Source organism: Methylobacterium gregans (assembly GCF_022179245.1).
GTDB lineage: Bacteria > Pseudomonadota > Alphaproteobacteria > Rhizobiales > Beijerinckiaceae > Methylobacterium > Methylobacterium gregans.
Map to the genome: position 1 here is coordinate 1 of NZ_BPQM01000165.1, position 15,425 is coordinate 15,425.

Sequence of the window (15,425 nt, forward strand, 5' to 3'; positions counted from 1 at the left end):
TCCAACCCCCGCAACCAAATCCGAACGGCCCGTCATCCAACGATGACGGGCCGTTCGCATGTCCGGAGCCAAGCATGCGAACCTTGCGCGTCATCGGCATCGGGACCGGCAACCCGGAGCATCTCACGCTCCAAGCGGTGCGCGCGCTCGCCGATGTCGACGCGGTGTTCGCCCTCGACAAGGGGGTCGAGAAGGCGGACCTCTTGGCTCTGCGCCGGTCGATCTGCGCCGAGCACATCCGCAAGCCATACCGCTTCATCGCCGCGGAGGATCCCGCCCGGGACCGGCGGCCGGCCGATTACGGGGGCGCGGTCGAGGCGTGGCACGCCGCACGGGCGGACCTCTTGGAGGGGCTGATCCGCGACAATCTCGGGGCAGGGGAGGTGGGGGCCTTCCTGGTCTGGGGGGACCCGTCCCTCTACGACAGCACCCTGCGCATCCTGGAGCGCCTCCGCGCGCGCGGCACCCTGCCCTTCACCTGCGCGGTCGTGCCCGGCATCACCAGCGTGCAGGCGCTGACGGCGGCGCATCAGATCCTGCTCAACCGGATCGGCGCGGACGTGGCGATCACCACGGGCCGCAACCTCGCGGACGGGGTTCTGCCCGCCGACAGCACCGTGGTGATGCTCGACGGCGATCCCGCCTTCGATCATCTCGACCCGGAGCTGACGATCTACTGGGGCGCCTATCTGGGCTCGCCGGACGAGATCCTGCTCGCCGGCCGGCTCGGCACGGTCGGGCCGGAGATCCGCCGGCTGCGCGCCGAGGCCCGTGCCCGCCACGGCTGGATCATGGACACCTACCTGCTGCGCCGCCCTTGAGGTCTCGGTTTCAAAAGGCCTGAGGCCTTTCGCGGGTCCAGGGCAAAGCCCTGGAAGCCGGCTTTCCCGGTGTGGCTGCGCCACCTCAGGGCTCCGCCCCGAGGCCCCGCCAAAGGGCGAAGCCCTTTGGAAACCCCGATCGGGGCCGTAAAGGGCGGCCCATGCTGCAGCTCAGGGACTATCAGCGCGCGAGCCTCGACGCGCTCCAGGCGGCTTGGGCCGGGGCAGGGGACGCGCCGATCCGCGACGGGCTGATCGTGCTGCCGACCGGGGCCGGCAAGGCGCTGGTGATTGCCGCCCTCGCCCGCGAAACCCTGGAGCGCGACCCCGGGGCGCGCATCGTCATTGTCACGCATAGCCGCGAGCTGATCGCGCAGAACCACCGCGAGCTCGTCGGCTACTGGCCCGACGCGCCGGCCGGCATCTTCTCGGCGGGGCTCGGGCGGCGCGAGGCCGGGGCGCAGGTGCTGATCTGCGGCATCCAGTCGGTCTGGGACAAGCTCGGCGCGATCGGCCCCCGCGACCTCGTCGTGGTGGACGAGGCCCACCTGATCCCGCGCGCCGCCGAGACCCGCTACGGTCGCTTTCTCTCAGGATTGCGGGCTCTGCGGCCGGAGATGCGCGTCGTCGGCTTCACGGCCACCCCCTACCGGCTCGACAGCGGGCGCCTCGACGCGGGGGAGGGGTCCCTGTTCGAGCGCATCGTCTACGAGGCGAATGTCGGCGACCTGATCCAGCGCGGCTGGCTCAGCCCCCTGCTCTCCAAGGCGACGCTCACCGCCCTCGACGTCAGCGGCGTCGGGCGGCGCGGGGGCGATTACATCCCGAGCCAGCTCGAGGCCGCGGTGAACCAGGACTGGATCACCCGCGCGGCGGTCGAGGAGATGGTCGGCTACGGCCGCGAGCGCCGGGCCTGGCTCGCCTTCTGCGCCGGGCTCGCCCACGCCGAGGCCGTGCGCGACGCGGTGCGGGCGGAGGGTTTTTCCTGCGAGACGATCTCGGGCGAGACGCCGCGGCGGGCGCGCGACCGGCTGGTCCAGGCCTTCCGCGAAGGGCGGATCCGCTGCCTCACCTCGGTCGGCGTGCTGGCCACCGGCTTCAATGTGCCGGAGGTGGACCTCATCGCCCTGCTCCGCCCGACGCAGAGCACCGGCCTCTACGTGCAGCAGGTCGGGCGGGCGCTCCGGCGGGCGCCCGGCAAGACGGACGCGCTGATCCTCGACTATGCGGGGCTGGTGCGGATGCACGGGCCGGTCGACATCGTCACGGCGCGCACCGCCGCCCAGGTGCGGGGGCGGGAAGGGGAGGTGCGGGCCAAGCCCTGCCCCGGCTGCGGCGCGCTGATCGCCCTCAACGCTTCGACCTGCGAGGTCTGCTGGGTCGAGCCCGAGGCCGAGGAGGACGCCGAGGCCAAGCACGAGGCGGCGGCCGAGGACGCCCTGCCGATCCTCTCCGAGCGGGTCACGGCGGCCCTGCGGACGGAGGGCGGCTGGCAGCCCGTGCGCGCCTGGCATCTCACGCCCGAGCCCGAGGGAATCGCGCTCGAACTCGCCTGCCCCGGCGGCCCGCAGCGGATCCGGCTGGCGCTGGCGGGCAGCGGCTACGCCCGCGAGAAGGCGGTGCTGTGGTGGCGCGGCCTCGGCGGCGGGCGCGACGCGCCGCTCGACGCCGCCGAGGCGCTCGACCGCCGGGACGAGCTGGAGCGGCCGGCCGCGATCCGGGTGCGTCGGGCCGGGCGGCTCAGCGCGGAGGTGGCTTTGCGCTTTCCCGACGGGCGCGTCTTCACGGATACGCGCCGAGCGGAGGATCTGGCCGCCTGACCGGGGAGGGGGCTTTTTGGACTCAAGACCGCCCTCGCCCAGGTAGCGGGTCGATGGTCTCAGGGTCGAGGACCGGACGATCGACGCGACGGGAAGTTCGGGATCGCGCGCCAGTTCGACGGGGAGGGCGCACGGGGAAGGCGCTTGGAAGCCTTCTCGCCTCAGGACGGGCCCTGCCCGTCCGACGCCCCGGGCCGGAAGAACAGGCCGGCCTTCAGGCTGTCGCCGATCCGGTGGGCCCGTGCGACCAGGGCGGCCGCCGTCTCCGGCGCGAAGTGCTCGGTCGCGGTCGCCTCGAACAGGCCGAGCCAGCGGGCGAAATGGGCGGGCTCCAGCGCACCGAGCGCCTGATGCTTGCCGAAGGGGTTGCCCTTGTAGCGGCCGGTCTTCAGCAGCACCGAGGACCAGAAGTCCCGGATCGTCGCCATGTGGCGGGGCCAGTCCGCGTCCGGGATCGCCGCCGCGAAGACCGGACCGATCAACGGGTCCTGCCGCACGCGGGTGTAGAAGGCATCGAGGAAGCCGGCGAGCTTCGCTTCGTCGAGGATCGGGTCGGACATCGGGGCTTGGCATGCCACGGCGGGAAGGCCGGCATCAAGGCTCCGGCCCTGGCACCGAACAGACCGGAGCAAGGCCCCCTCACCCGGCTCGACCGGCCTTCAGGTTCCATAATATATCTTATGCGAACTTGCTTGCGATGGGCGGAACGGGTCTCGCGCGCGCGAGGACGGGGCCGTACGCCTCCCTATCGGCAGCCGGTCACCCGGGTCGTCATCCGGGGCTCGCCGCAGGCGAGAGCCCCGGATGACGGTGCGCGTGTCGGAAGCCGGCCGACGACGCGGAAGGCCGCGGGTCCGGGCGAGGGGGCCCCGGGATCCCGGCCCCCTCCCCCGGCCGCCGCCCATCGCTGCCGGGCCCGGCATGGTTCCCGAAATTTGGTCCGGCACGCACAGAGATTTTCTGGGAGCCGCCAGCCTCGGGTGGCGTTCTCCGAAAGACCTTGGCCGGTCCTCGCGCGAGACGCGGCAAGGCGGCCAGCTTTCAGAAAGTCAGGATACCATGGCGACCAAGCAGAAGACCTTGCACGATGCTTTCTACGAGACGCTGAAGGACGTGTACTACGCCGAGAAGCAGTCCGTTCGTGCGCTCAAGAAGTCCGCTAAGGCGGCCGAGGACGAGGATCTGCGCGCGGCGTTCGAGGCGCATGCCGAGGAGAGCGCCGAGCAGGTGGAGCGCCTGCAACAGGTGTTCGAGATCGTCGGCAAGCCGGCCCGGGCCAAGACCTGCGAGGCCATGCAGGGCATCACCGCCGAGATGGAGGAGGATCTGGAGGACTTCGCCGACAGCCCGGCCGCGGACGCGGTGCTGGCCGCCTGCGCCCAGGCGGTCGAGCACTACGAGATCGCCCGCTACGGCACCCTGAAGACCTGGGCGTCGCAGCTCGGCTACGAAGATGCGGCCAAGCTCCTCGACCAGACCCTGCAGGAGGAGAAGAAGACCGACGCCCTGCTCAGCGAGATTGCCGAGCGCATCAACGCCCTCGGCACCGAGGCTGCGGAGGACGAGCCCGAGGCGCCCAAGGGCAAGGCCGGCCGCAAGGCGGCCTGAGGAGAGGTGCCGTGATCGATACGGGCAGCATCCGCGAGCACATGGAGGTCACCGGCTCCGATGGTGGGCATGTCGGCACCGTCGACCATGTCGAGGGCCAGCGCATCAAGCTCACCAAGACCGATCCGGAGGCGCAGGGGCAGCACCACTACATCCATCTGGACTCGGTCGCGGGGGTGGAGGACGGCGCAGTTCGGCTGAACCGGACGGCGGCGCAGGCCAAGGACGAGTGGGCCACCGACCATTAGGTCGGTTCCGTGCAGGTGAATAGGAACGGGGAGGGCCGCCGCATGGCGGCCCTTCGCGCATGAAGCCGCCCGCGCATCCACCCCCTCCCCCCGGTGACAGGACGGCCGCGGAGGAGGGACATCCAGCGCCCTCTCCGACGGTCCTCGCCCGCGGCTCGGGTCCCCGCATCCTGAGCGGGAGAGATCCGCTATCGTGGAACGCCGGGTGAGGGGCGCGGAGCCATCCGGATCGGACGCTGCGGTTCCGCGGCAGCGACGCGCGCCTTCCGTCGCGTTCTCCTCCCTCACCCCAACCCTCTCCCGCACGGGAGAGGGGGCACGGTGTGGTGCGGGCTCGTACCGACGCGCGCAGGCGGGTTTCGGACGAAGGGTCGAAGGGGCCCGAGGCGGATCCGCCGATCCCTCGGCACCGAGACCTGCACGTTCGATTCCGGGCGAACTGGCTACCGTTGCGGGACGGGGCAGGGCAGGTCCGCTCGCACGTCGCTCGCTCTGGCCCCCTCGGAAGCCCCCTCCCCGGCCCCTGTTCCCCTCCCCTGCGGGTCCGCCCCGAACCGGGCGAAGCGCAGGGCCAGCCCCGGCAGGATCAGGAGGTTCAGCACCGTCGAGCTGACGAGGCCGCCGAGGATCACGATCGCCATCGGGCCCTCGATCTCGCGGCCGGGCTCGCCGGCACCCAGCGCCAGCGGCATCAGGCCGAGCCCCGTCACCAGAGAGGTCATCAGGATCGGCACCAGCCGATCGGCGGCGCCGAGGATCGCGGTGTCGCTGGTCCAGGGCCGGCCCTCGACCGTGACGAGATGCTCGTAATGCGCGATCATCATGATGGTGTTGCGCAACGAGATGCCGAACAGCGTCACGAAGCCGACGATGGAGCCGAGCGAGAGCACGCCGCCGGTTGCCGCCACCGCCGCAACGCCGCCCACGAAGGCCAGCGGCAGGTTGACCAGGACGAGCGCGAGGTTGGCGCCCGAGCCCGTCACCACGGCCAAGAGCAGCACGATGCCGAGGCCGGCCGCGCCCGAGGCGATGAGCAGGTCGCGCCGGGCCTGGGCCTGCGCCTCTGCCGAGCCCGCGAAGGCGACGTAGACGCCCTCGGGCAGTTGCACCTCCTTGGCGATCTTGCGCTTGGCCGCCGCCACGAAGCCCGCGATGTCCCGCCCCACCACGTTCGCGGTCACCGCCTGGACCCGCTGCGCGCCCTGGTGCTGCACCTGGTAGCGGCCCGTGGTCTCGTAGATGTCGGCGACCTGCGAGAGGCGGATGTAGCGCCCGCCGGGCGTGCGCAGGGGCAAGTCGCCCAGGGCCGAGAGCCGGCCGCGCGCCCGCTCGTCGAGGTTCACCAGCACGTTGAACACCGCGTTGCCGACATAGGTCTGGCCGACCACGTCGCCCTGGTAGGCGGTGCGGACCGTCTCCAGCACCTCGATCGCGTCGAGGCCCCAGTGGCGCAGGTCCGCCGGCCGCAAGCTCGCGGTGATCTGCGGCATGCCGGCGGGCGAGGCCTGCTGCACGTCGCGGGCGCCGCGCACCTCGGCGAGTTCCCGGGCGACCGCGCGCGCCGCCGCCTCGATCCGGTCGAGGTCGTTGCCGACGAGGTTGATCACCACGGGCGCGGTGTAGCCGGAGACCGTCTCCTCGATCCGCTCGGTCAGGAAGGTCTTGAGCGAGAAGGCGGCGCCCGGAAACCCCGCGGCGAGCGCCCGGATCCGCGCCTCGACCGTCCGCTGGGCCGCCCCGTCGAGGCCGGGCTCCAGATCGACGTGGATCTCGCTGTAATGGGTGCCGGCCGTATCCTGTCCGGCCTCGGCCCGGCCGATCTGCGCGGCCACCGCGCGGATCCCGGGGATCTGCCTCAGTTCCTCGGTGATCCGGACGCCGAGGCGCTGCGATTCCTGCAGGGAGGTGCCCGGTGCCGCGGCCATGTGCAGGATCAGGTGGCCCTCCTTCAGGTCGGGCAGGAAGGTGCCGCCGAGCGCCGGCAGCAGGGCGGCCCCACTGATCGTGACCAGAACCGCGCCCGCGATCATCGTTCGCGGATAACGGCCGACCCGGGCCAGCAGGGCGCTGTAGCGGGCGCGCGACCAGGTCATCAGCGGCGGCTCGCGCGGCGCGCGGGTCCCCTGCCCCATTCTTCCGAGCAGCAGCAGGGCGAGCGCGGGCGTCACCGTGAGGGCGACGGCGAGCGAGGCCAGCACCGCGAAGATGTAGGCCAGGGCCAGCGGGCCGAAGAGCCGGCCCGCCACGCCGGAGAGCGCCAGCACCGGCAGGAAGACGAGCAGCACCGCGACGGTGGCGTAGGCGACCGCCGTGCGCACCTCCAAGACCGCCTCGAGGACGATGCGGGCGGCGGGCGCCGGGTCGCCGGCCAGCCGCCGCTCGCGCAGGCGCCGGACCACGTTCTCGACGCCGATCACCGCGTCGTCCACCACCTCGCCGATGGCGATGGCGAGGCCGCCGAGCGTCATGGTGTTGAGGCTCTCGCCCGCCGCCATCAGGGCGAGCACCGCGGCGACGAGCGAGAGCGGGATCGCGACCGCGCTGATCAGGCTGGTGCGCCAGTCGGCCAGGAACACGAACAGCACGATCACCACGAGCGCCCCGCCGACGGCGAGCGCCTGCAGCACGTGGCCGTTGGCGACGGCGACGAAGTTCGCGGGGCGGAACAGGTCGGGCCGGAGCACCACGCCCGCGCGGGCGAGCGCGGGGGCGAGGTCGGCGAGCGCGGCCTCCGTCCGGGCGGTGACCTCCAGGGTGTTGGCCCCGATCTGCGCCCCCACCATCAGGAGCACGCCGGGTTTGCCGTCGACGAGCGCGGCGCTGATCGGCGGCTCGGGCGCGACCCGGACGGTGGCCACGTCCGCCAGGACCACGCTGGCGCCGCCCTCGTTGAGGAGGACGGTGCGGCCGAGCACCTCCGGGTCGAGGGCCTGCCCCTCCGTGCGCAGCACCACCCGCTGGTTCGGCGTGTCGACGAAGCCGGCGCCGCGCACGCCCGTGGCCTTGCGGGCGGCGGCCACCACGTCGTTGAGGCCGACGCGGAAGCGCACGAGGTCGTTCGGGCGCACCTGCACCTGGAGCGCGCGCACCCCGCCGCCATAGACCGAGACCTGGGCGACGCCCGGCACGGCGAGCAGGCGCTGGCGCACGGTCCAGTCGGCGATGGTGCGCAGATCGAGGTCGTCGCGGCTCTCCGAGGTCAGGCCGACGAGGAGCACCGTGCCGGTCGAGGAGGTCAGCGGCGTGATGGCGGGCGCCATCACCCCCTGGGGCAGGCGGCCGGCGAGCGCCGCGATCCGCTCGCCGACGCGCTGGCGCACCCGGTCGATGTCGCTGCCCGAGCGGAAGGTCGCGGTGATCACCGAGAGGCCCTGGATCGAGGAGGAGCGCAAGGCCTCCAGCCCCGGCAGCCCGTTGACCGCCACCTCGACCGCCTGGGTGACCAGCACCTCGACCTGCTCCGGGTCGAGCCCCGGCGCCTCGGTCTGGATCACCACGGCGGGCGGGGCGAATTCCGGGAAGACGTCGTACTTGGCGCGGGCCAGGCCGTAGAGGCCGAGCACGAGGAGCGCTGCGGCGAGCGTCAGCACCACCCGGGGCAGGCGGACCGAGAACCCGACCAGGGCGGCTTGCAGACCGCGGGGCTCAGTCATCGTCGTCGCCCGCGACCCGGATCTGGCTCTTCAGCTCCTCCGAGAGCAGCGCCTGAGCCCCCTTCAGCACGATCTCGGTGCCGTCGGGCAGGCCCTCGACCACGTAGGCATCGTCCGACATCGGCGGGTCGGTGCGGATCGGGTGGCGCACGTAGGCCCCCTCCCCGACCGCCCGGTAGACCCAGGTGCCGCCCTGCCCGTGCACCACCGCGTCCTCGGGCACCAGCACGCCGGTCACCGCGCGCTCGGCGGGCAGGAAGGCCAGCGTGCTCATGCCGGGCAGGAGCCCGCCCTCGCCCGAGACCAGATAGTAGAAGCTCTGGCCCTGGATGCGCGGGTCGGTGCGGGGCGCCGGTCCGACGAGGCGCAAGGGCACCCGGGCGCTCTGCGGCGGCACCTCGGCGAAGGCCGCCGCGGGAGCCGCGCTCAGGGACTCGCCCGGCGGCAGCGTCACCTGCATGAGGAAGTCGGTGCGCTCGATCAGCCGGGTGACGGCCGGCGCGCGCTCGACGATGGCCTTCCCGATCACCGGCCCCCATTCCTGCTGGGCGGTGGCGGCGAGCGTGCGCAGCTGCGATTCCGCCGCCGTCAGGGCGGCTGCGTCGGTCTGGTAGGTGCCCTCCGCGGTCTCGACCTGCACGGTGGTGGCGTATTGTCCAAGGTTCTTCGCCCGGCGCGAGGCGCTGCCCGAGACCTCGGCCCTGGCCCGCGCCTGCTGGAGCTGCGCCTTCGCGCTCGCGTAGGCGTTGGTCAGCTCGGTCACCCGGGCGAGGTCGAGCACGAGGCCGTAGGCCTGGAGCTCCTGCCGGTGGGGCAGGGCGCGGCGGGTCTCCGTCACCAGCCCGATCCGGGCGCGCTCCTCGGGGCTGAGGCGCACCACGGTGCGGCCGTCCTCGACGGCCGTGCGGGGGGCGGGCAGCGGGGCTTGAGCGGGCGGGGCCGTGAGCGCGAAGACGTCGGCGGTGCGGGCGCGCAGAACCGTGCCGGTCTCGGTGAGGAGCGCGGCGCCCGCGAGCCCCGCGGCCACGAGAGCCGCGCCCGCGAGGAACACGGGGCGTCTGCGCCTCTGGAACACCGGCAACCTCCCCGCACGCGACACGGTCGGACCGCCCTCCCTCGCGGATCAGGCTCGACCATTGCCACTTTTGCCCGGTTTTCGTGTCCGGATCTACCCGGACTTCATCCCGGCAGAGGCACCGCGAGGTGGAAATGCGCGCCCGGCCCGCTCCGCGGCGTGGCGAGCGTCGCCCCGAGCTGGCGGCTGAGGTTCACGATCACCCGCATGCCGAGGCTGCGGGTCGCCCGGGCGATGTCGAAATCCTCCGGCAGGCCGACGCCGTCGTCGGCCACGTCGAGGATCAGCCGGCCCTCCGCCAGCACCGTGCGCACCCGGATCTCGCCGCCCGCCGGGCAGTCCGCCACCGGATAGGCGTACTTGATCGCGTTGGTGACGAGCTCGTTGACGAGGAGACCGATCGGGATCGCGAGGTCGGCCGCGATGCGCAGGGGCGCCACCGTGCAGACGAGGCGGTGGCGCGGCGCGCCGCTCTGCAGGTTCGCCGTCAGGGTCTGGAGGAAGGAGGCGAGGTCGATCTCGCCGGGCGCCGCGTCGTGGCCGTGATCGCTCTGCCCGTCACCCTGCCGCCAGAGCTGGTCGTGCACGCCCGCGATCGCCTCGACGCGGCTGCGCGCGTCGATCAGCGCGGCGCGCACGGCTTCGCCGTCCGGACCAGCCTCGGCGCTGCGGGCCTGGAGCGCCAGCAGGCTCGCCACGATCGCGAGGCTGTTCTTGACCCGGTGGCTCATCTCGCGGGCGAGCAGGTCCTGCCGGGCGAGCGCCGCGCGCAGCAGCCCCTCGGTGCGCTGGCGCTCGATCGCCCCGCCCAGCAGGTTGGCGAAGCCCTGCATGAAGGCGATGTCGGCCTCGCCGAACATGCCCTCGCGGGTGTCGTCCACCTCCAGCACCCCGAAGGCGCCGTCGCGGTTCTCGATCAGCACGTTGATCGCCCGGCGGATGCCGTGCTCGGCCATGAGCTGGGGCGTGCGGAAGCGGGTCTCCTCGGCGAGGTGGTTCGAGATCACCGGCCGCCCGGTCTTCAGGGCGAAGCCCGCGGGGGAGGCGAGGTCGGCCCCGACGCGGGCGCGCCCGATCACGTCCGGCGCCCAGCCGACCCCGGCGCGCACCAGCAGCGTGTCCTCGCCCCGCAGGTATTCCAGCGCCTTGCAGAACTGCGCGCCCATCCCCTCGGCGCAGAGCTCGGCCGCGCGCTGGAGCAGCCCGTCGACGTCGTCGCCGCGCAGGGCCTCGACGCCGAATTCGGAGAGGATCGCCTGCTGGCGCAGGCGAAGGGAGAGATCGGCAGAACAGGCGTCCATGACGGGCGGATCTGTAGCAGGATGCGGGGGCGGGCGCGATGTGTGAGGCGCCGCAACGGATTGCGCCCGCACGGCCCCGCGTCCCTTCGACGCTGCAGCCTCCGCCTCCCTCACCCGTTGATGGGCCGACCACAGGAGGAGGCGCGACCATGGCCGACGGCACGCAGGGACTTTCCGACAAGGCACTCTCGATCTTCGCCTTCGCGGCCTACCACCGCCTGCTCAGCGGGGAGCGCGTGGCGTCGGTGATCCGGAAGGACGGCGCCGGCCACGAGGCCGATCCGGACGGCGTCGCCGAGCTGGAGGGCCGGGGCCTCGTCACCGCGAGCGAGACCAGCATCGACCTCACCGAGGAGGCGCAGCGCTTCACCGAGACCCTGGTTGAGGCGATGCGGCGCGCGGCGGGCGCGTAGGCGCCTCCCTTCGGCGCATCGGGCTGCCGACCGGCGGGAAGGCCCGGTGCCGGCCCGGGCGGCTTCCAGCGCGCCCGCGGCTCGGAAGCCGACCTGCACCCGGACCTGCACCGACCCTTCGCCCCCCGGATCGCGCGGCGTCCGTAGCTCCCCTCCCCCGACCGACGCCGGTATGCCCAAGGCAGCGGCCCTGCGACAGCGCGCGCTCCGTGCGATGACGCGACCATCCCCCGCGTTCGAGCGTCGTAACGCGCGGCGACGATCAAATATTCGGCTGTTTCGACCCGCTGGCACACGGGCATTTCATTATGCCGGTCCTGCGCCCTGGCCGTGATCGTTCTGCCGCAGCCCTGGCCCCATCGTATCGGGCTTTCCCTAAGCCCCTGCCCTAAACCCCTGACTGAACCGTGGTTTGGAGGGCTGAGCGACGGACCCGCCCGTCCGAATGCCCCGGCAGCGGCCCTTCTCGCCGGTCGGGTAATCCCGCGGCGCAGGCGCGCATCACGGCGGCCATGTGCGCTGGTTCACGCGGACAGATCGCCGGTGCGGATTAAAACCTGAAGTATAACAGGGTGTTTTTCCGCACAAACACGAGGAAAAACTTCGACTACATTCCTCTCGTCGGCGTAGATCACTAGAGATCTACGCGAATACACAAACATAGAGGATGGACCATCATGATGAAGCGCATCGTTACGACTGCCGTCATGGCCGCCGCCCTTGGCCTGCCCCTGGCCGCCCAGGCCGGCGAGGGTGGGGGTGGCGAGCGCATGGTGGCCGGCGGGGGCCACATGAGCAGCTTCGTCAACGACCCCTACCATGATCCCCGCTCGTCCTACTCGCAGCGCCGCGGCACCGGGCAGCTTCTCGGCGCGCCGATGCTGCATGAGCCCGCCCCGGTCATCGCCCGCCGCAACGTCGTGTCGCCGTCCTGGGCCGCGGGCTCGTCCAAACGTCCGGCGCGCTGATCTCATCTCCGATGCGGCGCACAAATTCAGGCCCGCATCACGGCGAGAGGGGAGATATTCCAAGCCCTGCGATAGACTCTACGGGCGAATTCAAAGTATCCGTCCACCATCATGATAGTGCGGCGCCGTGAGATGCGCGACATCTTTTGCCCAAGATCATGCACTCAGCGCCGCACGTCACCGCCGACCTTCTCGCAACACGAGGATCTCACGTGGACAACATCATCCAAGGTATCTCCACCTTCAAGGGCCAGATCTTTCCCGGCCAGCAGCAGATGTACCGGCGGCTCGTCCGCGACGGGCAGAGCCCGAAGGCCCTGATCATCGCCTGCGCGGATTCGCGCGTGTCGCCGGAGCACATCACGCAGGCGGGGCCCGGCGAGCTGTTCGTCTGCCGCAACGCCGGCAACATCGTGCCCCCGTTCACGCAGCAGAACGGCGGTGTCTCCTCGGCGATCGAGTACGCGGTCGTGGCGCTCGGCGTGCGCGACATCGTGGTCTGCGGCCATTCCGATTGCGGTGCCATGAAGGGGCTGATGACCCCCGAGGCGCTGGGGAAGATGCCGAGCGTCGCCGCTTGGCTGCGCCATGCCGCGGCCGCCGAGCGCATCGTCTGCGAGGCCTATCCGGCCGGCATGGACCCCAAGGAGCACCACCGGGCGCTGGCGCTCGAGAACGTGACGGTGCAGCTCTCCAACCTGCGCACCCATCCGAGCGTCGCCGCCGCGCTCGCCAAGGGCGAGCTGACGCTCCACGGCTGGTTCTTCGAGATCGAGAGCGGCGAGCTCCTTGCCTATGACGGCGAGGCCGCCCGCTTCGTGCCCTTCGCGGACGAGGCCGGCCTGCCCGTCGCCCAGGCCTCGCTGACCCGCAGGGTCGCGGTGCCGGAATACCGAGCCGCCCCCATCGCCGCCGAATGAGGACAGGTCCATGCAGGCATCGCCCCGGCCCCCGTCCCGATCCGTGTCCTGATTCCTGCCGGCGGGCGCGAGAACCTCGCGCGATCTGCCGGCCTCGTGCTCAGCCTTGATCCGGACGATCCCGGCTCTCCGCAAAGGGCCGCTGAAGATCGATGACGGCGTGGAGGCGGGGAACGTGCGATGGCAGGCGTTCCCCCGTCATCCCCCTGTCAGACGGCTGCGCTCTGCTCCCGCCCGGTTTCGAGATCCCGGCGAGAGCGCCCGATGTCCCCTCCCCTCACCCGCCGCCGCGTCCTCGCGGGCGCCGCCGCCCTCAGCCTCGCCCGGCCTGCGATCAGCCGCGCCGCCGACCGGCCCGCGCTCAGCCACGGCCTGCAATCGGGCGACGTCTCGGGCGATGAGGCGGTGGTCTGGGCCCGTGCCGACCGGCCCGCCCGCGCGGTGATCGCGTGGGCGACGACCGAGCGCTTCGCGGACATCCGCGGCGGCGTCTTCGTCGACGCCCTCCCGGAGAGCGACCTCACGGTGAAGACCCTGCTCCAGGGCCTGCCGCCCGATCAGGACATCCATTACCGGGTCCAGTTCCAGAACCTCGCCGAGCCGACGATCCTGGGCGAGCCGCTCACCGGCCGCTTCCGCAGCGCCCCGGCGCGGGCGCGCGACGTCAGCTTCTGCTGGTCGGGCGATACCGCAGGCCAGGGCTGGGGCATCGACGAGTCCCGCGGCGGCATGACGATCTACGCCGCCATGCTGCGGAACCGCCCCGACTTCTTCCTGCATTCGGGCGATACGATCTACGCCGACGGGCCGATCCAGGCCGAGGTCCGGCTTCCCGACGGCAGCCTCTGGCGCAACCTCGTCACCGAGGAGAAGGCCAAGGCCGCCGAGACGCTCAGCGAGTTCCGCGGCGCCTACAAGTACAATCTCCGCGACCGCAACCTGCTGGCGATGAACCGCGCGATCCCGGTGCTCGCCCAGTGGGACGACCACGAGGTCACCAACAACTGGTGGCCGGGCGAGCCGCTGACCCGGGCCGAGCACCGCCGCCGCGGCTACAGGGAGGGCAACAGCCTCGTGCTGGCCGCCCGCGCGTCGCGCGCCTTCCACGAGTACATGCCGATGCGCTTCGAGCCGGCCGAACCGGGGCGCGTCTACCGCCGGGTCGCGTACGGCCCGCATCTCGACGTGTTCCTGCTCGACATGCGCAGCTACCGCGGGCCGAACGGCGCCAACGACGAGACCGAGGCGAGCGCGCGCACGCAGTTCCTCGGGCCCGTGCAGCTCGCTTGGCTGAAGCGGGCGCTGAAGGCCTCGAAGGCCACCTGGAAGGCGATCGCCGCCGACATGCCGCTCGGCCTCGTCGTCACATACGACACCGACCGGACGTTCGGCTCGGAAGCCGTGGCGCAGGGCGACGGGCCCCCGCTCGGGCGGGAACTCGAGATCGCGGACCTGCTGCGCTTCATCCGCGACGAGGACATCCGCAACACGGTCTGGTTCACCGCGGACGTGCACTACACGGCGGCGCACCACTACGACCCGAACCGGGCCCGCTTCCAAGAGTTCGCGCCGTTCTGGGAGTTCGTCTCGGGCCCGCTCCACGCGGGCACCTTCGGGCCGGCCAAGCTCGACGACACGTTCGGCCCGCAGCTCCGCTTCGTGAAGGCGCCGCCCGACGGGCGCCAGAACCTCTCGCCGGCCGAAGGCTACGAGTTCTTCGGCCACGTCGCGATCGCGGGCGCCACGGGCCAGATGACCGTGACGCTGAAGGACGCCGCCGACACCGACCTTTGGAAGACGGTGCTCGACCCGGCGTGAGGCGCGCGTTGCTCTCCCCCCTCTGCGGGGGGGAGGGAGAGCTTCGCTCAGGCCGCCGCCGGCCGCGCGCCCGCCGCGCGGCCCATCGCCACGAGCAGCCCCGAGATCGTCAGCAGGTCGCAGGTCAGGCCGAAGGCCGAGCCGACCAGCAGGTTGTGGCCGGCCCAGGCCAGCGAGGCGCCGAGGAACAGGCGGCGCATGGCGCCGGCCTCCGCCTGCAGCCGGGCGCGGGTGGCGAGCAGCGCGCCGATGCCGGCGCAGGCCGAGGGCCAGCCGTTCCAGGTCGCGGCCGTGAGGCCGAGCACCGCCACGAAGCCGAGCCCGAAGAACGGCACGAACCAGGCCGGCCGCCGCGCCCGCCCGCCGAACCGGGCCGCGGCGAGGCTCTGCAGCACCGAGAGCGCGCACATCGCCGTGCCCGTATGCGCGCCGAGCCGCAGGAAGTGCAGCGCGAAGCTCCCCGCGCAGGCCGCCGAGGCCAGGAGGATCGCCTCCCGGCGCGGCATCATCCCGGCCGCGAAGCCGAGGCAGAGGCCGAGTGCGCCGAAGATGTCGAGATGGCCCAGAACGGTGTCGGCCAGGGCGACAACTGTGTCGCGGACGAGATCTTGGGAGAGGATGTCTTGGGAGAGGATGTCTTGGGACGACATGGTGGGCTCTTGCGGCGCCGGATCTGCACTGTGCTGAGACCCGAGCCGCTAGGCCCGCATGGTAACCGGTTCGTTAACGGGACTTGCTGCGCCGATCCGGTGTGGCGCCCGCGCCCCGCCCCGCCCCGCC

General features: G+C 72.2%; 13 protein-coding genes. 8 read left to right on the top strand and 5 right to left on the bottom strand.

The annotated features are described in order from the left end of the window. Positions 1–74 precede the first annotated feature (74 nt). Together cobF and MFF54_RS25850 are read left to right on the top strand one after the other, a co-directional pair. Positions 75–821: a precorrin-6A synthase (deacetylating) gene (cobF, locus tag MFF54_RS25845; RefSeq protein WP_238307063.1), complete on the top strand. Its 747-nt coding sequence runs from the start codon at positions 75–77 to the stop codon at positions 819–821. A 161-nt stretch (positions 822–982) separates the two neighbouring features. Next, positions 983–2,641: a DEAD/DEAH box helicase gene (locus MFF54_RS25850; RefSeq protein WP_238307064.1), complete on the top strand. Its 1,659-nt coding sequence runs from the start codon at positions 983–985 to the stop codon at positions 2,639–2,641. A gap of 161 nt (positions 2,642–2,802) precedes the next feature. Here the strand turns inward: MFF54_RS25850 and MFF54_RS25855 are convergent, their stop codons facing one another. Next, complete coding sequence (locus MFF54_RS25855) at positions 2,803–3,201, bottom strand: group III truncated hemoglobin (protein WP_238307065.1); 399 nt, start codon at positions 3,199–3,201, stop codon at positions 2,803–2,805. A gap of 499 nt (positions 3,202–3,700) precedes the next feature. On the opposite strand from MFF54_RS25855, the gene MFF54_RS25860 reads away from it, so the two are divergent. Together MFF54_RS25860 and MFF54_RS25865 are read left to right on the top strand one after the other, a co-directional pair. After that, on the top strand, positions 3,701–4,249 hold the full coding sequence (locus tag MFF54_RS25860; protein WP_238307066.1) for a YciE/YciF ferroxidase family protein: 549 nt from the start codon (positions 3,701–3,703) through the stop codon (positions 4,247–4,249). A gap of 11 nt (positions 4,250–4,260) precedes the next feature. Continuing rightward, positions 4,261–4,497, top strand: coding sequence for a DUF2171 domain-containing protein (locus MFF54_RS25865; RefSeq protein ID WP_238307067.1), 237 nt, complete (start codon positions 4,261–4,263; stop codon positions 4,495–4,497). Between the two features lie 443 nt (positions 4,498–4,940). Here the strand turns inward: MFF54_RS25865 and MFF54_RS25870 are convergent, their stop codons facing one another. The 3 genes from MFF54_RS25870 to MFF54_RS25880 form a co-directional block, all read right to left on the bottom strand. Then, positions 4,941–8,150, bottom strand: a complete 3,210-nt coding sequence (locus tag MFF54_RS25870) for an efflux RND transporter permease subunit (protein WP_238307068.1) — start codon at positions 8,148–8,150, stop codon at positions 4,941–4,943. Beyond that, positions 8,143–9,225 (bottom strand): efflux RND transporter periplasmic adaptor subunit, encoded by a 1,083-nt coding sequence (locus MFF54_RS25875; protein ID WP_238307069.1) that lies wholly within the window; start codon positions 9,223–9,225, stop codon positions 8,143–8,145. The genes MFF54_RS25870 and MFF54_RS25875 overlap by 8 nt, the downstream gene beginning before the upstream one ends. Before the next feature lie 104 nt (positions 9,226–9,329). Next, positions 9,330–10,526, bottom strand: coding sequence for a sensor histidine kinase (locus MFF54_RS25880; RefSeq protein WP_238307070.1), 1,197 nt, complete (start codon positions 10,524–10,526; stop codon positions 9,330–9,332). A gap of 149 nt (positions 10,527–10,675) precedes the next feature. Between MFF54_RS25880 and MFF54_RS25885 the strand changes: the two genes are divergently transcribed. The 4 genes from MFF54_RS25885 (at position 10,676) to MFF54_RS25900 (ending at position 14,645) form a co-directional block, all read left to right on the top strand. Next, a complete protein-coding gene (locus MFF54_RS25885; RefSeq protein WP_238307071.1) occupies positions 10,676–10,939 on the top strand; it encodes a hypothetical protein in 264 nt (87 codons plus the stop codon). Positions 10,940–11,619: 680 nt separating this feature from the next. Beyond that, on the top strand, positions 11,620–11,907 hold the full coding sequence (locus MFF54_RS25890) for a hypothetical protein (RefSeq protein WP_238307075.1): 288 nt from the start codon (positions 11,620–11,622) through the stop codon (positions 11,905–11,907). A 212-nt stretch (positions 11,908–12,119) separates the two neighbouring features. Continuing rightward, on the top strand, positions 12,120–12,827 hold the full coding sequence (locus MFF54_RS25895; RefSeq protein ID WP_238307072.1) for a carbonic anhydrase: 708 nt from the start codon (positions 12,120–12,122) through the stop codon (positions 12,825–12,827). Between the two features lie 264 nt (positions 12,828–13,091). After that, complete coding sequence (locus MFF54_RS25900) at positions 13,092–14,645, top strand: alkaline phosphatase D family protein (protein ID WP_238307073.1); 1,554 nt, start codon at positions 13,092–13,094, stop codon at positions 14,643–14,645. A gap of 47 nt (positions 14,646–14,692) precedes the next feature. Here MFF54_RS25900 and MFF54_RS25905 read toward each other — a convergent pair whose 3' ends face one another. Beyond that, positions 14,693–15,295, bottom strand: coding sequence for a YgjV family protein (locus tag MFF54_RS25905; protein ID WP_238307074.1), 603 nt, complete (start codon positions 15,293–15,295; stop codon positions 14,693–14,695). Between the last annotated feature and the right edge of the window lie 130 nt (positions 15,296–15,425).